The sequence below is a fragment of the Alistipes provencensis genome (assembly GCF_900083545.1).
In the GTDB taxonomy this organism is placed as follows: domain Bacteria; phylum Bacteroidota; class Bacteroidia; order Bacteroidales; family Rikenellaceae; genus Alistipes; species Alistipes provencensis.
Map to the genome: position 1 here is coordinate 1484616 of NZ_LT559262.1, position 18937 is coordinate 1503552.

Genomic DNA, 18937 nt, shown 5'->3' on the forward strand with positions numbered 1-18937 from the left:
GGCGGCTATTTCGTGCGGTTTTTCTCCACGAAATCGGCCAACGTGTCGATCGAGTAGAAAATGGCTTTCGATTCGGCGGGATTCGCCAGCTTGATGCCATATTTCTTGTCGAGAATGATGATGATTTCGAGCGCGTCGATCGAGTCCAGTCCGAGTCCCTCGCGGAAAAGCGGGGTTGCCGGGTCGATGTCGTCGGGCTGTATCTCCTCGAGGTTGAGCGCCTCGATGATCGCCTCCTTCAGTTCCTGTACGAGTTGGTCTTTCATATTTTTTCCAATAAGTTCATGTGCATTTCATACCGCTCGCCGAGCAGTTCGCACCAGCCGCACAGCACGGCGTCGAGCCGTCCTGAGGCGACGAGCTGCCGCGCATACCGCATGACGAACCCGTCCTCGTCGAACGACGGCTCGATGAAGAACAGCCCCTCGCCCTTGATGCCGTGGCGAATGGAGAGCTCTCCCGCCGCGATGTTGGGGAGCGTATGTACGAAGACGGCGGGCGACGCCCCCTCTTCGGGGTGGCTTTCGACGATCTGCTGGTGACGGATGTCGGTGTCGAGCGATGCCGAACGGTTCGCCATGACGATGCCCACGCGCCATGCGCCGTATTTCCCGACGGCGTCCGATGTTGCGAGCAGCTTTTCCGCCGCTATGTAACCCAGTTTCGAAAGATTGTCCATCCGGGAAAAACGCATGTCGGTCCGTCCCGCAGATGCGTATTCGCGGCGGATGCACGCCGTAAACTCCCCGTCGCGGTCCGACAGCGCATACGAGGCGACCGTCCGTACCCCGCGGGGTTCCTGAGGCGGCCGTTCCGCGAACGGTCCGCGGCTCAGCACCACGGCGGCGTTGCATCCGCCGAATCCCGAGGCGCTTTTCAGCGCGGCCGTCAACGGCATCTCCCTATGGTGCGGCGCGACGTTCACCGGCAGCGGCGTTCCGCATTCGGCGTACCCCGGGGTGCCGAAAACGAGGCCCCGGCGGAGCTGCTCGGCCGTGAGGATCGTCTCCACGATCCCCGATGCTCCGAGCGTATGTCCCAGATAGGGTTTCAGACTGTTCAGGGGCTTGTCTCCCAGCCCGGCCCGATGCAGGGCCCGGCTCTCCATTTCGTCGTTGTAAAGGGTCGCCGTGCCGTGGGCGTTGACGAAGCCGATTTCCCGGGGCGTGAGGCCCGCCTCCCGCATCGCCTCCCGCATCGCCGCAGCCAGCTCCTCGCCTGTGCGCGACGGGGCCGACAGGTGGTTGGCGTCCTGCGTCATGGCGCCGCCTGCCAGCAGGACGGGTGTTCCCTTGGCTTTTCGGAAGTCGGTGGTGAGCAGCAGCGCCCCGCAGCCTTCGCCGAGCGAAAGCCCGTCGCGGGCTTTGTCGTAAGGACGGCAGACGGTTTCGCTCACCGACTTGAACGACCGGAACCCGGCGATGACGAATTCGGTCAGCAGATCCGCCCCGGCTACGATCACCTCCGTGCATGTCCCGGCCTCGATCATCCTGCGGGCAACCACCAGTGCCGCCACGCCCGAGATGCAGGCGTTGGAGATGACCACCGGACGTGCCGTGAATCCCAGCCGGTCGGCGACACGTTGGGCCGATTCCGCAATAAAACAGCGCGGGTCGGGCTTCGGGGCGTTGCGCAGGCAGTCGATATTGCCTTTGGTCGTGGCGATGACCAGCCCCGTGCCCGGGGCTTTCGGGTCGACGCCCGACTCTGCGGCGACGCTTCCGATCGCCGCTTCCAGCAGCGTTTCGAAATCAGCGTGTCCGAAACGTGCACGGTTGATGCGTCCGGCCGTCAGCTCCCCTTCGCAAAGGGACGGGTCCCTGAACGTCGCCACGCCCGGCGTCCCCCCCCCGATAGCCTCCATGTTCTCCCGGGTGGTGAGGCCGCAGGCGCTGATGATGCGGTCGGCGCCGAGGTATATCGCTATTTGAGCCATTTTCGTTTCCATTCGACGTAGAAGTCGGGTTGTACGAGACACAGTTCCGAAGCGGAATCCACGAACACCTGCACGGTCGAACCCGTTGCGGCGATCACTCCGTCGCTTTCGCGGCGGATCGTGTATTCGAAACAGATTTTGGCGGCCTCGGTGTCGATGTAGCGGGTCTCGACGAGCGCCGTGTCGTTCACCCGCAGGGGGCTTCTGAACTGGAGCGACGCTTCGACCACCGGCGCCAGATAGCCCGACTGCGCGATGTCGGCATAGCCCAGTCCGGCGAACCGGCGTCCGAAATCTTCCCGTCCGTCCTCGAAATAACGCATGTATTCGCCGTGCCACACGACCTGCATGGAGTCGACCTCCGAGAACCGGACCCGGATCGGGGTCCGGCAGGTCAGGGCCGCCGTCCGCTCTTTTCGTTTCACTGCTCTTCCGTTTTACGTTCCATAAATAGCTTCATCCGGCATTCGGCGACCGGTTCGCCGTCCACCCGGCTCGTCACGGCGATCAGGACGATATCCATGACCGTTTCGAGCACTTCGACCGTCGTCGTTATCCGCTCCCCGATACGGGGCAGCCTGCGGAACGAGGCGTTGTTGACCGACCCGATGAATCCCAGTTGCACCTCTTCTCCCCGGCTCACGGCCAGATATCCGTTCCGTGCGGCGGCCGATTGGGCCATGTGTTCCAGCAGTCCCGCTTCCGAGAGCGCGCCGCCGTCGACGAGCAGGTTGTCCGCCCGCACGGTCAGCCCGCATACGGCGCCCGCATCCCCGATGCCGTAAAATGCGTCGACTTCCACGATCGGGGGCCGCTGCGGGATCAGTTCCAGAATGTTATGCCGGTCATATAAAGCGTTCATTGCGGTATGTGCGTTATCGGACCCGGCACTGCATGATGCTGTGGCCGAATCCCAGTCCATCGTATCGCTCCTCGACCGTCAGTCCGGCGGCCTCCACGCAGCGCTCCATGTCGCCCGAGTGGTACATCTTGCTGTTGCCGTTGGCCAAGGCGGTGAAGTAGACCGAGGTTTGCGCCAAGCAGAACGATGCGGTTTCGTATTTCTGCCGGTCCCAGAAGGTTTCCATGATGTAGAGCTTCGACGCCGGGGACATCGAAGCCGCAGCCCGGGTCAGGATCGAGACCGCTTCCTCCTCCGAGAAGCAGTCGAGGAACTGGCTCATCCAAATGGCGTCGAATCCCTGCGGAAAACGCGTTTTAGCATTCAGCAGGTCGGCGCCGTAGCCGTCGATGCGGTCGGCCCCGGGCGCTCCGGCGACGGCCTCGCGCATGATCCCGAGCTGTGCCGGGAGGTCCATCACCGTCACCCGCACCGCGGGGTCGTGTGCGACGCATTGCAAGGCCCAGCGGCCCGTGTTGCCGCCCACGTCCAGCAGCGTGCGCGGCGCGGCGGCGAATACGATCCGCAGCGCCTCTCCGAACGAATTGTCGGAGTAGAAATGGTCGAACCCGAACCAGCTTTCCTGCACTTCGGGCGGCAACTGCGAGAGTCCCTCGTAGATGGTTTTCCACGGTCCGAGCCGTTTCAGTCCCTCGGGTTTCCCGTTCCGCAGTGCCGCTTCCAGATCGAACAGTCCCAGATAGTTGACGTCGTGATTGAAGTTGATATTGGCTTTCGACATCGGGTCGTTCAGCAGGAACCAGCCCGTCTTGGCCAGAAAGAACCGGTCGTCGCGCATCAGAATGGTCTGCGCGGTCAGCGACGATTCCAGCAGGATTTGCGTCGCATAGCGCGTCAGCCCGGCGTGTTCGGCAACCTGCTCCAGCGTCGTGCCTTCCGCTCTGCCGGAGAGCAGTTCGAATATGCCGAATTTTACCATCAGCCGCGACACCTGAAAGGTGATCGGCCCCCAGGCGATCTCCTGAGCGCGCTGCTGTGCCTCGCGGGCCGAGAACTGCTCCTTGGAGTAGGTCGTATTTTGGGGTTCGGGTAGTTTCATGTTTCAGTTCCAGAATTTGTAAAAGTTAAACCATTGTTCGTTCCTGCGGTGCACCTCTTCCTCCAGCAGCGGCAGGAAGGCCTCGAAACAGCGGCTTCCGTCGCGGCGGCGGCCTGTTTCGACCCCGGCGATGAAAAACCGGAACCGATAGGTCCGGTGTCGCTCGCGGGTAGCGAAGTAGAACACGACGGGCACCTGCATCCGTTCGGCGATCAGGAACGGACCCTGCGGGAAACGCGCCCTGCGGCCCAGAAAGTCGGCTTCGAAGGTCCGGTGGGCGTTCAGGAACCGGTCGCCCATGAAACTTACGCATTCGTTGCGGTCGAGTGCCGCCTTGATGTCGAGGATGCTTGCCAGCGGGTCGTCGCCGACCGGGATGATCCGCAGTTCCGTGCGCTGCCCGAACCGGTTGAGCGCCTCTTTCACGCGGCGGTGTTCGGCGTCGTACATGACCATGTTGATTCGCTCGGCATGCTCCCCGAAAAACTCCGCGCCGATGGACGGAACTCCGAAGTGCGCGCCGATCATCACCAGCCCCCGTTTCTCTTCGAACAGCCGGAGCGCCTCGTCGTAGGATTCGAACGCGTACCGGAACCGTTTGCCCAGTCCGTTCTCCACGGCGACGCGGTCGATGAGGGTCTGCCCGAACCGGTAGTAGTGCCTTATCAGGCAAAATGCGCTGGCCCAACGTCCCCGGTGCAGTGTCCTGCGGTAATAGTCCCAGATGGCCGCCGTGGCTTTCGGGGCGCAGGGAACGAAGTAGACCGCAACGAATCCCAGCAGGATGTAGGCCGCCCGCAGTCCGACGTGACGGATCAGGAAGATGAATATCGCGTAACCCGCATATCCGCCCCGCGACTTACCGTCCCACCCGTCAGGCTTTGGGCTCATCGAGTTTGGCGATGATCAGGTTGCAGAACTCCCCGAAAGTCTTTATCCCTGCGAAATCGGGGCCTTGGAGCTTGATCCCGAAATTCTGGTGAATGAGCACGACGACATCCACCAGATCGAGGCTGTCGAGCCCGAAGGTATCCTTGAGCGACGATTCCGGTGCGATTTCGGCGGCGTCGACCTCGAACTCCCCGGCCAGAAGTTCCGTCAGTTTCTCTACTGTTTGTTCCTTGGAAAACATATCTGAAAAAATTACTGTCTGAATTTGCGGATGATCAGCGTGGAATTGGTTCCTCCGAATCCGAATGAGTTCGAGAGGAACGCATCGAACTGCGTGTCGACACGCGCCGACGGAATGTTCAGGCGTGCCGAGAACTCGTCGCCTTCCTCGTAGTTGAGGTTGGGGGCGATGAACCCGCCCTGCATCATCAGCAGGGAGTAGATCACCTCGCTGGCTCCGGCCATCCACATTTCGTGTCCCGTCTGCGATTTGGTCGAGGTGACATAGGGTTTGTGGCTGCCGAACACGGCGTCGATGGCCTGCGCCTCGTTGGCGTCGCCCAGCGGCGTCGAGGTGGCATGGGCGTTCACATAGCCGATCTCCCCGAGCCCGATGCCGGCATTGGCCACGGCGCGCTGCAGCGAGCGCGACGGTCCGTCCACGTTGGGCACGGAGATATGGTCGCCGTTCGACGAGAAGCCGTATCCGGCGACCTCGGCAAGGATCGTCGCCCCGCGGCGCCGGGCCGATTCGTAGCTTTCGACGATGAGCGTCGCCGCGCCGCCGCTGGGGACGAGCCCGTCGCGCGACCGGTCGAACGGGCGCGAGGCCTTCGTCGGCTCGTCTTCGCGGGTGGAGAATGCGGCCAGCGTGTCGAAATTGGCCACCGAGTAATCGTTGACCTCCTCGCAGCCGCCGCAGATCACACACTCCTGCATTCCGTTGCGGATCAGCAGCGCGGCCAGCCCGATGGCGTGCGAACTGCTCGCGCAGGCCCCCGAGACGGTGAAGTTCACCCCTTTCAGGTTGAAGATCACCGAGAGGTTCATCGAGACCGTAGAGTTCATCGACTGGAAGATGTTGCCCGAGCCGATCATGGCGGTGTCCTTCGTTTGGCGGACCTTGTCGATTCCCTCCACCACGGCCGCGGCGCTGCTGTCGTTGCCGTAGAGGATGCCGACTTCGTTCCGGGCGAGGTATTCGGCCGTGATTCCGGCCTGCCCGAGCGCTTCGAGCGTGGCGATGTAGGCGTACTGTCCCTCTTCGGGCAGGCAGATTCGCTGCCGGCGGTCGAGTTTTCCCTTCAGGTCGGGATGCGGCAGCAGTCCGGAGAGTGCCGACCGGTACCCGAATTCATGCCGGCCGGGGACGATGCCGATACCCGAGCGGCCTTCGTAGAGCGATTCCGCGACAGCCTCTTTTCCGACTCCGATGCAGGAGTAGATGCCCATGCCCGTGATTACGACGCGTCTTTCCATCAGTAGATACCTCCGTTTATTGAAATCGTTTCCCCCGTGATGTAGGCCGCCTTGTCCGAGCAGAGGAATGCCACCAGTTCGGCTACCTCCTCCGCCTGACCGAAGCGTCCTGCGGGAATCTGTTTGCTGAGCTCTTTTTGGTCCAGTTCGGCGGTCATCTCCGTGGCGATGAACCCCGGGGCGACGGCGTTGACCGTGACGCCGCGCCGGGCGACCTCCTGTGCGAGGGCTTTCGTCGCGGCGATCATGCCGCCCTTTGCCGCCGAATAGTTCGTCTGGCCGGGCAGACCCTTGAGACCCGAGAGCGAGACGATGTTCACGATCCGTCCCCGGCGCCGGGTCAGCATCGGTTGCAGGAGCGGCTGCGTGACGTGGTAAAAGCCGCCCAGCGAGGTGGCGATCACCCGGTTCCAGTCGTCGGCGGGCATCCAGACCATGAGGTTGTCGCTGCGGATACCGGCGTTGTTGACCACGACCTCGACGAATGCCTCGGGGTGCGCCCCGGACCACGCTTCGAGTGCTTCCCGGGCGGCCGTCGCGTCGGCGACATCGAATTTGAGCAGTTCGCCCTCCGAGCCCGCGGCACGGACGGCCCCGAGCGTGCGTTCCGCTTCGGCGTCGTCCGACCGGTAATTGATGAGCAGGCGGTATCCTTCCGCTGCGAGCCTCTCGCAGATTGCCCGGCCTATTCCGCGCGAGCCGCCCGTGACAAGTGCGTATCGTGTCATAGTTCGATGTTTTTCCGCATGAGGTAATCCACCGTCCGGGCGATGTCACGGTATTTCGGCGTGTCGTCCCGGAAAGCGGGGAAGAAGGCCCTGATCTGGTCGTATATTTCGCGCGACGCGGGTGCCAGCCGGTCGGCGGCGGCGAGGCAGTCGACGGCCTGCACGATGGCCATGAAGTGGATCGCCATGACCTGATAGCCGTTCTCGACAACCGTGCGGGCGATCAGTGCCGAGTTCGTGCCCATGCTGACGATGTCTTGGTTGTCGTTGTTGTTGGGGATGCTGTGGACATAGTTGGGCATCGACAGCGTCTGGCATTCGGCCGTCGTGGAGGTCGCCGTGAACTGCGACGCTTGCAGCCCGTAGTTGAGTCCCAGCTCGCCCATGTTGACGAACGGAGGCAGGATGCCGTTGATGCGGTCGTGGAACAGGTAGTTGAGCTGACGTTCGGCGAGCATCGTGAGCTTGGTGACGGCGATTTTGAGCTTGTCCATCTCGAACGAAACATAGTCGCCGTGGAAATTGCCGCCGTGGTATACGTTCTCCGTCGTCGGATTGACGATCGGGTTGTCGCAGGCCGAGTTCAGTTCCCCGACGAGGACGCTTTCCGCCTGTTCGAGCGTGTCGCGGACCGGGCCGAGCACCTGCGGAACGCAGCGCAGCGAGTAGTAGGGCTGGACCTTGTGTTTGAAAACGGCTTCGCCGTCGTGGGCCCCGTCGTAGAGTTCGGCCTGCCGGTCGCGCATGCTGCGGCTTCCTGCGAGCCATTTGCGCATGAAGGCCGCCACGACCTGCTGCCCTTCGTGGTGTTTGACGGCGTTGATCTCTTCGGAGAGGAAGTCGTCGTACGATCCGGCGATCTCGTTGACGAGGGCCGAGGCGACGCACCCCCAGCCCAGCAGCCGTTTGGCCAAGATGATGTTGTTGAGCCCGATGCCCGTCATCACGGAGGTGCCGTTGGTGATGCACAGCCCTTCGCGGATGTGGATCGACATGGGGCGCAGGTTCTCCTCGCGCAGCACCTCGCCGGCCGACCGCCATTCGCCGTGGTAGTGGACCTCACCTTCGCCGATGAGCGCAAGGGCCAAATGGGCCAACTGCACCAGATCGCCGCTGGCCCCGACGGAGCCGTGACGCGGGATCATCGGGTAAATTCCCCGGTTGAGGAACTCGACGAGCAGGTCGGCGACCGAGACATGGATGCCCGAATAGCCCTGCACGAGCGTACCCAGACGGGCCACGATCACGGCCCGCACGTCGGTGTCGCACAGCGGGTCGCCGGCGCCCGTGGCGTGGCTGCGGATGATGTTGTACTGCAGTTCGGAGAGGTGCCGGTCGCTGATGCGCCATTGCGCCATCGGTCCGAACCCGGTGTTGATGCCGTAGATGACCTTGTTGGCGGCGAATCGTTTCAGGAAATCGTAACACGCCCCGATTCGTTTTCGGGCGCCGTCGGACAGGGCGAGCGGTTCGTTCCCGAAGACGACTCGTCCCAGCTCCTGCAATGAAAGTTGTAGATCGTAAATTACCATGGTATGCCGAAAAAATCAGGAATCCCTTCCGGCCGTTATTTGTATTTGTAATAGGCTTTCATCGCCTGATAGAGCGCATTGGCCCAGTAGTTCCGGAGTCCGAAGCCTCCGGGTTTTCCGGCGGCCGGGATGCAGCTCTCGATTTTGCGCGAGGCGATGTCGAAGACGACGAAATAGAAACTCCCGCGGCTGTCCCGCTTGTCCAGCAGGTTGGCCACGATGACGGCTCCGCGCCCTTCGGTCTGCGGAAGTTCGTAGCCTGCGATCTGCGTTTCGATCTGCGGGAGGCAGTCGTAGTTGGGGTCTTCGTAAAGCAGCCGGTGTTCATTCCCGTCCTCGGAGACCGGGATGGCATTTTTCGTCGCGCGTTTTGCGACGGCGAGTTCTTTCGTCGTGATCGGCAGCCGCATGAATTTGGCGACGTCGTATTTCTGGCCTTCGGAGATGAAAAGGTCGTTGATCTTGTTGAATGCGAAGAGGAATTCAGTGTCCGATTCGTCTGCACCGCAAACCTTTACCAGCGAAAAGTCCACGCCGTAGAAGACGACGGGGGTTTTCTGCGCGAAGGCGTTCATTGTTCCGATAATCAGGAAACACAGGAGAAGGAGCTGTTTTTTCATCGTCGTAAATTTTTGTAAAGGTATTAAATTATTTTCAGATAATATGCAAAAAAAGGCGATGAATGGAGCGCAGGGGCATTTCCGATAAAACGGCCAGACAACAAGTGTCTGGCCGTTTCCCTATTTGCGGGGCCGATATTACTCGATCGCGAGGCTCCGGCCCTTGGGGTATTTCACGGCGTAACGCAGTTTCAGTTCGCGCTGTTCGCCGGGTTTCAGCTCCAGCCTCCAGATGACCGTTCCGCTCTCCTTGTCCAGCGTTCCGCCGCTCAGCTCCTCCTCGGTGACGGTGATCGAGCTGTTGCGCGATACGGGCAGTTGGTCCGTGAGCATCAGCACCACGGGCTCCGTGCGGGTGTTGCGGACGGTCAGTTTCCACCCTACGGTCTGGGTCTGGTTCGAACCGATGGCCCGGCGTGCCGAGTAGTCGCTCTCCTTCGTGCGCTCGATGCGGATGCCCCGGTCGCGGCCCATCGAGAAACGGAGCGTGTCGCCGGCCTCCCGGGGGCTGAGGATGCTCTTGCCGACGAACGTGTTCTCGAAATAGATATTGGCTTCGCCCTCCAGCAGATTGAGTTTCGCCCAGTCGGTGGCCTCCGCCATGAGGAAAGCGTCCTTGTCGATCTTCGGTGTCGACTGGTAGGTGTATGCCGCCGGGAGGCGGTAGCGCCCGATCTCGGCCGCCACGCTCTTGCCGTCGGAGGGGATGGTGTAGGGCTGTCTGATTTCGAACTCGTAACCCAACTGGGTCTGTGTCTGCCCCACCTCCATCATGTCGCTCGCTGCGTCAGATTCGGCAAACTCCAACTCTACCGTCCGGGTTGCCGCTTTGTTGCGGGCCTGTACGCCTGCGACACGGCCTGTGAGAGCCGCGGAAGGAGCGCTGCCGTATCCCGTGACGACGACTTCATCCAATTGTGCGTTGTCCTCTTGCATCACGACGTTCATCGTGTTGCCCGCGATGGCGCGTGTCTGGGACTTGTAGCCGATGTAGTTGAATTGCAGGCTTGAAGCTCCGTTGGGCACGGTGACCGAGTAACGCCCCTGCACATCGGTCGAGGTCCCGACGGTGGTGCCCGGAACGAGGACGCTGGCGCCTATGAGCGGTTCGCGCTGTTCGTCGAGCACCGTTCCCGACACGGTGTTGCTCGTCAGGCCGGGGTTGTAGCGCGGCGGGGCCATCCCGTAGTCGAGCCACCATGTTTTCAGTTGCGGGGCGATGCTTCCCGTCGTGGGGTTCGACGAGGAGAGCGTCAGGTCGACGTTCTTCCACTCCTCTCGGGTGTTCTGGAAAATGTTGGCTTTGTAGGAGATCTCCACGGGTTCCGACAGCCCGCCCGAACGGATGTCGTAGGAAGGGAACCACCCGGCGTTGCGGACGTAGTAGGTCAGCGTGAACGCCCCCTTGCAGGCTGCCGGGGCCTCGATCCGCACCTCCACCTCGCTCATCGGGGCCGACTGCCTGCCGCCCAGTTGCGTCAGATCCGCAGTTACCTGCCGTTCGCGGTCACTGAGCGCTTTCATCTGCCCGTCCAGCTCCAACATCCGGCGTTTGAGCTCCTGCATCCGGGAGGCGTAATATTCGTTGAGTTCCTTGATGGCCGCCAGCGGGGTCGCCACATTGCGGTTGCCCACCGAACAGTTGACCTTCAGCAGGTCGGTTTCCGCATCGATCACCGCACGCGCGGCCTGCTGTTGCTGTTGCTGCTGCCGGATTTTGGCAAGCTCCTGCTCCAGCGCCTTCTGGCGGGTCGAACGTTCGAGGCTGTCGGTGTGGTTGAAGAGTCGGTTGACGGCCGTCACGGTGAATTTGCCTTTGGCGGCGACCTGCATGCTCTTGTCGTCGAGGTAGGGCGAGAGGCCCGTGAAGACGACGGTCGAATTTCCGGCCGGGATGTCGACCTGTTTGGTGCGCGTCACCTGCGCCCCGTCGATGAAGAGAGTGACTTTTTCGACGGAGGTCTTCACCTTCGTCTGTCCCGAGGCCGGGACGGCGGCCGCTGTGCAGATGCCCAGCAGCAGTAACATACGCTTCATGCCCATAACTTTGCCTGTTTGGATTGGTTGCAGACAAAGTTAAGAAAATATTCCGGACGGGCAAGCGTCCGGAATTTCTATTCGAACTCTTCGAGTACGCGCTCCATCTTCTGCCGGATTTGGGCCGTGCAGAGGTTGCCGATGCTGCCTTCGTGGGTGTGGTGCACCTCGCGGGTGGGGCGGTATTCGCCTTTCTGTACGGCCATGCCCACCTCTTTGTAGGCTTCGCGGAAGGGCGTGCCTTGCAAAACGAGCCGGTTGACGTCCTCCACCGTGAAGAGGTAGTCGTATTTCCGGTCGTCGAGGATCTGCTCGTTGACGCGCAGGTGCGCCAGCATGAAGTCGCACATCCGGAGCGTGCGCTTGATCTCGGTCGTCGCCGGGAAGAGGATGTCCTTCATCAGTTGCAGGTCGCGGTGATAACCCACCGGGAGGTTGGTCGTCAGCAGCGCGATTTCGTTGGGTACCGACTGGAGGCGGTTGCAGCGTCCGCGCATGATCTCGAAGACGTCGGGATTCTTCTTGTGGGGCATGATGCTCGACCCGGTGGTCAGCTCGTCGGGCAGCGACAGGAAACCGAAATTCTGGCTCATGAACAGGCAGGCGTCCATCGCCAGCCGGCCTACGGTCGCGGCCACGGCGGCAATGGCGGCCGCTGCGGCGCGTTCGCTCTTGCCGCGCCCTCCCCCCCTGTCTTTTCTCCCCACCTGGTTGGTTATACGCGCCGGCAATGGCGGCCGCTGCGGCGCGTTCGCTCTTGCCGCGGCTCATCTGCGCCGCCACGACGTTGTAGTGCAGCGCTTCGAATTCCAGCAGGCGGGTGGTCATCGTGCGGTCGAGCGGGAACGACGAGCCGTACCCGGCGGCCGAACCCAGCGGGTTCTGGTTGGCGATGTGCCATGCCGCGGCTACCAGCCGCATGTCGTCGACGAGCGTCTCGGCATAGGCCCCGAACCAAAGCCCGAACGACGAGGGCATGGCGATCTGCAGGTGGGTGTATCCCGGCATCAGCACCGCCTTGTAACGTTCGCTGAGTTCTTGCAGCCGGTCGAAGACGACCTTCACGGCGTCGGCCGTCTGCCGCAGTTCGTCGCGCAGGAACAGTTTGAGGTCCACCAGCACTTGGTCGTTGCGCGAACGCCCCGAATGGATCTTCTTGCCCGCATCGCCCAGTCGGCGGGTGAGCATCAGCTCGACCTGCGAATGGACGTCCTCGGTACCGGGCTCGATCTCGAAACGCCCGGCCTCGATCTCCGCGGCGATCTCCCGGAGCCCCGCCGTCAGCGTCGTGAGCTCTTCGGCGGTCAGCAGCCCGATTTTTTCCAGCATGGCGATATGGGCCAGCGACCCCTCGACGTCATAACGTGCCAGCCGCATATCCAGCTCGCGGTCGTCGCCCACGGTGTATTCCTCGATCATCTTGTCGGGTTCGAACCCCTTATCCCAAAGTTTTCCAGCCATATTCCTGTGCTAATTTTTCGATGTAATTTTCATAAACGGCGATTCCCTCTTCGATCTCCGAGAGGAGTACGAATTCGTCCGCCGTGTGTGAACGTGACGACTGCCCGGGACCCATCTTGAGCGACGGGAAGGGCATCAGCGCCATGTCCGACGTCGTGGGCGAGACATACGGGGTGCGCCCTGCGGCCCGTGCCGCCCGCATCAGCGGATGTTCTGCGCCGAGCGCCGAAGCCCGGATGCGCGTCGAACGGGGCACGGCGTCGGATCGGATGGCTGCCCGCAGGATTTCCACCGTCTCCTCGTTGGTGTAGGCGTCCGTCGTGCGGACGTCCGCGACGAAGCGGCAGCTGTCGGGCACCACGTTGTGCTGCGTTCCGGCTTCGATCTGCGTCACCGCGATCCCGATCGGCCCCAGCAGTTCCGACTCCCGTTCGAAGCGGAACGAGCGCAGCCGCGCGATGTCCTCCACGGCGATATAGAGGGCATTTATTCCCTCGCCGCGGGCCGCATGGCCGCTCTTGCCGTGCGCCGTGCAGTCCAGCACCACCAGCCCCCGCTCGCCTGCGGCGGCCTGCATGCCGGTTGGCTCGCCGACCAGCGCCATGTCGATTTTCCCCAGCGCGGGCAGCAGGGCACGCATACCGTGCTCGCCCATGCACTCCTCCTCGGCCGAGATGGCCAGCACGAGGTTGAAGGGCAGCTCCCGCGTGCGGAAAGTTAGGAATGTCTGTATCAGGCTCACCGCCGAAGCCCCTGCGTCGTTGCTCCCGAGGCCGTACAGCCGGTCGCCTTCGATGACCGGCGTGAACGGGTCGCGCGTGTACGAAGCCGCCGGACGCACCGTGTCGTGGTGCGAGTTCAGCAGCAGGGTCGGCCGCGCGGGGTCGAACCCTTCCGACCGTGCCCAGACGTTGTTCTCAAGCCGTTCGGGCGCCGCGCCGTGCTCCGCCAGATACCCGAAGATCAGCTCCGCGGTGCGCGCTTCGTCGCGCGAAAGCGACGGCGTTGCGATCAGCCTTTTCAGCAGCCCGATGGCTTCCGTGGTTTTCGTGTCCATTATTTTATCACCGTTCCGGTGTCGTTCAGCAGGTTATCCGAATGCTTGATGGTGACGCTCCGAACCCCTTTCTCAATGGCTTTCAGGGCGTTTTCGATCTTGGGGATCATCCCCTTGCTCACCGTTCCGTCCTCCTTGAGCGGAGGGTAGGTCGCGGCCGTGATCTCGCGGATCAGCGTTGTGTCGTCCTCCGGGTCGCGCAGGACTCCGGCTTTCTCGAAGCAGAAAACCAGCTCCGTCGGGGCGATCTCCGCAGCGCCTAGCGCGATGGCCGAAGCCACGCTGTCGGCGTTGCAGTTGAGCAGCGTCCCTTTCCCGTCGTGCATGATGGCCGAGAAGACGGGCGTGATACCCCCTTCCAGCAGCCGGCACAGCAGCGCGGAATCCACTCGCTCGATGTCGCCCACGAATCCGTAGTCGACCGGATGCGGGTCGCGGCGGCGGGCCGTGACAGCATTTCCGTCGGCTCCCGACAGCCCGAGGGCGTTGCATCCCGCGGCCTGAAGCCCCGCGACGACCTGCTTGTTGATCAACCCGGCGTAGACCATTGTCACCACGTCGAGCGTCCCCTTGTCGGTGATGCGGCGTCCGTCGACCATCTGCACCTTCAGTTCCAGCCGCTCGGCCAGCCGCGTGGCCAGCTTCCCGCCGCCGTGAATCAGAATTTTCGGGTCTTCCAGCGCCGCGAACTCTTTCAGAAAGCGTTTCAGCGCCGCGGGGTTGTCGATGACGTTGCCGCCTATCTTTACGACCGTGATGCGTTCCATTATTCCAGTCCCTCCAACAGTCGTTTCAATACCACTTGGGCCGATATCTCGCGGTTCGCCGCCTCGGGAATCACCAGCGAACGGGGCGATTCGATCACCTCGTCCGTGACGATCATGTTGCGGCGGACGGGCAGGCAGTGCATGAAGTAAGCGTTGTTCGTGAGCGCCATTTTCTCCGTGTCCACCGTCCATGCACGGTCGCGCGAGAGCACCTTGCTGTAGTTGGGGTCCGCGTAGGCGGCCCAGTTCTTGGCATAGACGAAGTCGGCGCCCTCGAGGGCCTTGCGCTGGTCGTATTCCACCCGGGCCGGGCCGACGAATTTCGGGTCGAGCTCGTACCCCTCGGGATGGGTGATGACGAAATCATAGTCCGCGGCGTTCATCCATTCGGCGAACGAGTTGGGCACGGCCTGCGGCAGGGCGTTGGGATGCGGGGCCCATGTCATCACGACCTTCGGGCGCTCCACGGCCTTATGCTCCTCGATGGTGATGAGGTCGGCGAAACTTTGCAGCGGATGGCGCGTCGCGGCCTCCATTGAGAAGACCGGGCGTCCCGAGTAACGGATGAACTGTTCCAGCACGCGCTCCTCGTAATCCTCGGCCTTGTCCGCGAAGCGCGCGAACGAGCGTACGCCGATCACATCGCAGTACGATCCCATCACGGGAATCGCCTCCAGCAGGTGTTCGGCCTTGTCGCCGTCCATCACCACGCCGCGTTCGGTCTCGAGTTTCCATGCTCCTTGGTTGACGTCGAGTACCATGACGTTCATCCCGAGGTTCATGGCGGCCTTCTGGGTCGAGAGCCGTGTGCGGAGGCTCGAGTTGAAGAAGAGCATCAGCAGTGTCTTGTTGCGCCCCAGTCCCGTGAACTGGAAGCGGTCGCGCTTGATCTCCATCGCTTCGGCGACGGCCGTCTTAAGGTCGCCGATGTCTTGTACGCAGGTAAACTTTTTCATCCGATCATCTCTTTGAATGCGTTGAGGAAGCGGTCCGCCATTTCGCGCGTGAGGCACAGCGCCGGCAGCAGCCGCACGGTCGAGGCTCCCGCCCCGCCGGTGAAGATGTGTTTTTCGAAGAGCAGACGCTTGCGGAGCTCCGGGCCCGAACCGTCGATCTCGATGCCGATCATCAGGCCGCGTCCGCGCACCTCTTTCAGCCCGCCCATCTTGTGCAGTTCGGCCAGCAGGTATTCGCCGACCGTCGCGGCGTTCTCCACAAGCCCGTCGCGTTCGATCACGTCCAGCACGGCGATCGCCGCCGCACAGGCCAGATGACTGCCTCCGAAGGTGGTTCCCAGCAGTCCCGGACGCGCCTCGAAGTGGGGCGCGATCAGCACGCCGCCGATGGGGAATCCGTTGGCCATGCCTTTGGCCGTGGTGATGAGGTCGGGACGGATGTTCGCCTCCTGATGGGCGAAGAAACGCCCCGTGCGGCCGTATCCCGACTGGATTTCGTCCAGCACCAACTGCGTCCCGCTTTCGGTGGCGGCTTCGCGCAGCCCCCGCAGGAACTCGTTCGTGGGGCAGTGGATGCCCGACACGCCCTGAATACCCTCGACGATCACCGCCGCGAATTCGCGTGTCGCCAGCTTCCTGCGTGCGGCTTCGAGGTCGTTCAGCGGCGTGAATTCCACGTTGGGGGTGCGGTTGAAGGGCGACTGAATCGCGGGGTTGTCCGTCACGGCGACGGCTCCCGACGTGCGGCCGTGGAAAGCCTTCGCGATGGCCAGCACCTTCGGACGGCCTGTGTGGAACGACGCCAGTTTCAGGGCGTTCTCATTGGCCTCGGCCCCCGAGTTGCAGAGGAAGAGGCGGAAGTCGTCGTAACCCGAGATGCGCCCGAGTTTGTCGGCGAGAGTCTGTTGCAGCGGGTTCTCCACCGAGTTCGAGTAGAATCCGATGCGCGCTGCCTGCTCCTGCACGGCCCGCACATAGTCGGGCTGCGCATGCCCGATCGAGATCACGGCATGGCCGCCGTAGAGGTCGAGGTACTCGGTGCCCGCCTCGTCGTAGACGAAGCAGCCCCGCCCCCGGACGGGTTCGATCGGATATAACGAATATACGTTGAATAATTTCATTTTTTAATGTTTAATAATCCGGCCCGGCAAAAAAAGCGTCCGGAAAGATGCGGACTAAAAGCGCGAGCGGAGGGGACGGTTTGCTAGCAAACCCGCGAATAGTCGCCCGGAGCCAGCGTTAGGCCGCGTCTTTTAGCTTTTTTTGTCAGCCGGTCGGTTTTTGCGCCGCTTTTTGCCGACCAAAAAGCGGCTATTGTGCGGCGGCTTTTAGCCGCCGGTTAGAAAGCGCTGGCTTTCAGTCGCAATCCCTCCTTTTCGTCGAGCCCGAACATCAGGTTCATGTTCTGCACGGCCTGCCCCGAGGCGCCTTTCAGCAGGTTGTCGATCACCGAGGTGATGTGCACTTTGCCGTCGTAAACGGCCGTGTGCAGCAGCGCCTTGTTGGTGTTCACCACCTGCTTCAGGTCCACGTCGTGCTCCGTCAGGCGGGTGAATGCCGCCGAAGCGTAGAAGTCGGCGTAGAGCTTCCGGACGGCCTCGCCGTCGAGCGGACACGCCGTGTAGACGCTCGCCAGAATGCCCCGCGTGAAGTCGCCGCGCATCGGCACGAAGTTGACCGCACGGTCGAACGACGGCTCCAGCAGCCGCAGGTTGCGTCTGATTTCGATCAGGTGCTGGTGCGTGAAGGCCTTGTAGACCGAGATGTTCGACGCCCGCCAACTGAAATGGGTCGTGGCCGAGGGTTTCACCCCCGCGCCCGTCGAACCCGTCACGGCCGTCACATGCACTTCGTCCTGCAACAGCCCCGCCGCGGCCAGCGGCAGCAGCGCCAACTGGATCGCCGTGGCGAAACAGCCCGGATTGGCCACGCGCTCCGCACGGCGGATGCGCTCGCGGTTCAGCTCCGGAAGCCCGTAGACGAACCCCTCCGACTCGTCGCGGAAATCCTGCGCAAGGTCGATGATCTTCACGCCTGCCGGAACGGTATTCTCCGCCAGCCACACCTTGCTCTGCCCGTGTGCCGAGCAGAGGAACACGACGTCGGCCGACCCGAGGTCGCAGGAGTCGCCGAACCGCATGTCGGTGTCGCCCTCCAGTCCTCCGTGCACGTCCGCGAGGCGGTTGCCCGCATTCGACGTGCTGTGGACGAAGACGATCTCCACCTGCGGATGGTTCACCAGCAGGCGGATCAGTTCGCCGGCGGTGTACCCGGCGCCCCCGATGATGCCGGCGCGGATCATTTCTTGTTGCGTTTCTGGACGTTGTAGAAAATCTTGATCTGGTTGCCGAGAATCTTCGTGAATCCCTTCACGTCGTCCGCCGACCACGCCTTGTTGACCTCGCCGTATTCGCCGAAGTCGGTCTTCATCAGATCGAACGTCGAATCGACGCCCACCAGCGTGTAGTTTCTCGGACGCAGGATCAGTTCCACGGTACCCGTCACGTTGCGCTGCGACGAAAGGAGCATCGCCTCGATGTCGCGCATCACGGGCTCGAGGTACTGCGCCTCGTGGAGGAACATGCCGTACCACGTTGCCACCTGCTCTTTCCAGTAGATCTGCCACTTGGTCAGCGTGTGCTTCTCGAGCATCTTGTGCGCGGCGATGATGAGCATCGGCGCTGCGGCCTCGAAGCCCACGCGGCCCTTGATGCCGATGATCGTGTCGCCGATGTGCATGTCGCGGCCGATGCCGAATTTCGAACCGATGGCCTCCACGGCGCGGATGGCCTCGACCTTGTCGGTGTAGGCCTTGCCGTTGACGGCCGCCAGCTCGCCCTCCTCGAACGTGAGCTTGAGCCGCTCCTCGCCCTCGGCCGTAATGGGGCTGGGATAGGCCTCCTCGGGAAGCGTCTGCTCCGAGTGGAGGGTCTCCTTGCCGCCGATCGAGGTGCCCCACAGCCCCTTGTTGATCGAGTACTCCATCTTCTTGTAGTCGGCCGTGATGCCGTGTTTGCGCAGGTAGTCGATCTCGTATTCGCGCGTCAGGGTCATGTCGCGCGTCGGGGTGATGATCTCGATCTCGGGGGCGAGGATCTGGAACGTCAGGTCGAAGCGCACCTGATCGTTGCCCGCGCCCGTCGAACCGTGTGCCACGGCGTCGGCGCCGATCTGCTTGGCGTATTCGATGATGGCGATGGCTTGGAAAATGCGCTCCGAGCTCACCGAAATGGGGTAGGTTCCGTTGCGCAGGATGTTGCCGAAGACCATGTAGCGGATGCTCTTCTCGTAATACTCCTGCTCGATGTCGAGCGTGGCGTGGGCCACGGCGCCGAGCTCCACGGCGCGCTGTTCGATCTTCTCGAGTTCGGGCTTCGAGAATCCGCCCGTGTTGGCGATCGCCGTGTAGACGTCGTATCCCTTCTCCTCGGAGAGGTATTTTACACAAAACGAGGTGTCCAGACCGCCGCTGAACGCCAGAACCACTTTCTTCTTTTCCATTTTATTTCGGT

At 62.4% G+C, this 18937-nt stretch carries 18 protein-coding genes and 1 pseudogene; all 19 read right to left on the reverse strand.

Going from position 1 to position 18937, the window contains the following annotated elements; genetic code table 11:
• Positions 1-5: 5 nt before the first annotated feature.
• The 19 genes and pseudogenes from BN5935_RS05835 to argG all read right to left on the reverse strand — a co-directional run bounded on the left by BN5935_RS05835 (position 6) and on the right by argG (position 18926).
• Entirely contained in the window at positions 6-266 is a 261-nt protein-coding gene (locus tag BN5935_RS05835) for a phosphopantetheine-binding protein (RefSeq protein WP_064975295.1), read from the reverse strand.
• Positions 263-1948, reverse strand: coding sequence for a beta-ketoacyl synthase N-terminal-like domain-containing protein (locus BN5935_RS05840; protein WP_064975296.1), 1686 nt, complete (start codon positions 1946-1948; stop codon positions 263-265). The genes BN5935_RS05835 and BN5935_RS05840 overlap by 4 nt, the downstream gene beginning before the upstream one ends.
• Complete coding sequence (locus BN5935_RS05845) at positions 1924-2361, reverse strand: acyl-CoA thioesterase (protein WP_064975297.1); 438 nt, start codon at positions 2359-2361, stop codon at positions 1924-1926. The genes BN5935_RS05840 and BN5935_RS05845 overlap by 25 nt, the downstream gene beginning before the upstream one ends.
• Positions 2358-2798, reverse strand: a complete 441-nt coding sequence (locus tag BN5935_RS05850) for a hotdog family protein (RefSeq protein ID WP_064975298.1) — start codon at positions 2796-2798, stop codon at positions 2358-2360. The genes BN5935_RS05845 and BN5935_RS05850 overlap by 4 nt, the downstream gene beginning before the upstream one ends.
• Before the next feature lie 13 nt (positions 2799-2811).
• The gene (locus tag BN5935_RS05855) at positions 2812-3897 is read right to left on the reverse strand and encodes a FlxJ family methyltransferase (RefSeq protein ID WP_064975299.1); all 1086 of its coding nucleotides are present in this window, start codon (positions 3895-3897) and stop codon (positions 2812-2814) included.
• A gap of 3 nt (positions 3898-3900) precedes the next feature.
• Positions 3901-4788, reverse strand: coding sequence for an LpxL/LpxP family acyltransferase (locus tag BN5935_RS05860; RefSeq protein ID WP_064975300.1), 888 nt, complete (start codon positions 4786-4788; stop codon positions 3901-3903).
• Positions 4772-5029 carry an acyl carrier protein gene (locus BN5935_RS05865; RefSeq protein WP_064975301.1) on the reverse strand — a complete coding sequence of 86 codons (258 nt, stop codon included), beginning with the start codon at positions 5027-5029 and terminating at the stop codon, positions 4772-4774. Before BN5935_RS05865 ends, BN5935_RS05860 begins: the two co-directional genes overlap by 17 nt.
• An 11-nt stretch (positions 5030-5040) precedes the next feature.
• The gene (locus BN5935_RS05870) at positions 5041-6267 is read right to left on the reverse strand and encodes a beta-ketoacyl-[acyl-carrier-protein] synthase family protein (RefSeq protein WP_064975302.1); all 1227 of its coding nucleotides are present in this window, start codon (positions 6265-6267) and stop codon (positions 5041-5043) included.
• On the reverse strand, positions 6267-6995 hold the full coding sequence (fabG, locus tag BN5935_RS05875; RefSeq protein ID WP_064975303.1) for a flexirubin biosynthesis SDR family reductase FlxB: 729 nt from the start codon (positions 6993-6995) through the stop codon (positions 6267-6269). Before fabG ends, BN5935_RS05870 begins: the two co-directional genes overlap by 1 nt.
• Positions 6992-8527: a flexirubin biosynthesis tyrosine ammonia-lyase FlxA gene (locus BN5935_RS05880; RefSeq protein ID WP_064975304.1), complete on the reverse strand. Its 1536-nt coding sequence runs from the start codon at positions 8525-8527 to the stop codon at positions 6992-6994. The genes fabG and BN5935_RS05880 overlap by 4 nt, the downstream gene beginning before the upstream one ends.
• Before the next feature lie 35 nt (positions 8528-8562).
• Positions 8563-9147: a hypothetical protein gene (locus BN5935_RS05885; protein WP_064975305.1), complete on the reverse strand. Its 585-nt coding sequence runs from the start codon at positions 9145-9147 to the stop codon at positions 8563-8565.
• Between the two features lie 138 nt (positions 9148-9285).
• On the reverse strand, positions 9286-11184 hold the full coding sequence (locus tag BN5935_RS05890) for a DUF4139 domain-containing protein (RefSeq protein WP_064976855.1): 1899 nt from the start codon (positions 11182-11184) through the stop codon (positions 9286-9288).
• 77 nt (positions 11185-11261) lie between these two features.
• Positions 11262-12645, reverse strand: a pseudogene (locus BN5935_RS05895) (argininosuccinate lyase).
• On the reverse strand, positions 12623-13702 hold the full coding sequence (locus tag BN5935_RS05900) for a M20 family metallo-hydrolase (RefSeq protein WP_064975306.1): 1080 nt from the start codon (positions 13700-13702) through the stop codon (positions 12623-12625). The pseudogene BN5935_RS05895 and the gene BN5935_RS05900 overlap by 23 nt, the downstream one beginning before the upstream one ends.
• Complete coding sequence (gene argB, locus BN5935_RS05905) at positions 13702-14469, reverse strand: acetylglutamate kinase (RefSeq protein WP_064975307.1); 768 nt, start codon at positions 14467-14469, stop codon at positions 13702-13704. Before argB ends, BN5935_RS05900 begins: the two co-directional genes overlap by 1 nt.
• The gene (locus BN5935_RS05910) at positions 14469-15425 is read right to left on the reverse strand and encodes an N-acetylornithine carbamoyltransferase (RefSeq protein WP_064975308.1); all 957 of its coding nucleotides are present in this window, start codon (positions 15423-15425) and stop codon (positions 14469-14471) included. The genes argB and BN5935_RS05910 overlap by 1 nt, the downstream gene beginning before the upstream one ends.
• Positions 15422-16546, reverse strand: coding sequence for an aspartate aminotransferase family protein (locus BN5935_RS05915; protein WP_064975309.1), 1125 nt, complete (start codon positions 16544-16546; stop codon positions 15422-15424). Before BN5935_RS05915 ends, BN5935_RS05910 begins: the two co-directional genes overlap by 4 nt.
• Positions 16547-16764: 218 nt before the next feature.
• Positions 16765-17727, reverse strand: a complete 963-nt coding sequence (gene argC, locus BN5935_RS05920; protein ID WP_064975310.1) for an N-acetyl-gamma-glutamyl-phosphate reductase — start codon at positions 17725-17727, stop codon at positions 16765-16767.
• Positions 17724-18926 carry an argininosuccinate synthase gene (argG, locus tag BN5935_RS05925; RefSeq protein ID WP_064975311.1) on the reverse strand — a complete coding sequence of 401 codons (1203 nt, stop codon included), beginning with the start codon at positions 18924-18926 and terminating at the stop codon, positions 17724-17726. The genes argC and argG overlap by 4 nt, the downstream gene beginning before the upstream one ends.
• Between the last annotated feature and the right edge of the window lie 11 nt (positions 18927-18937).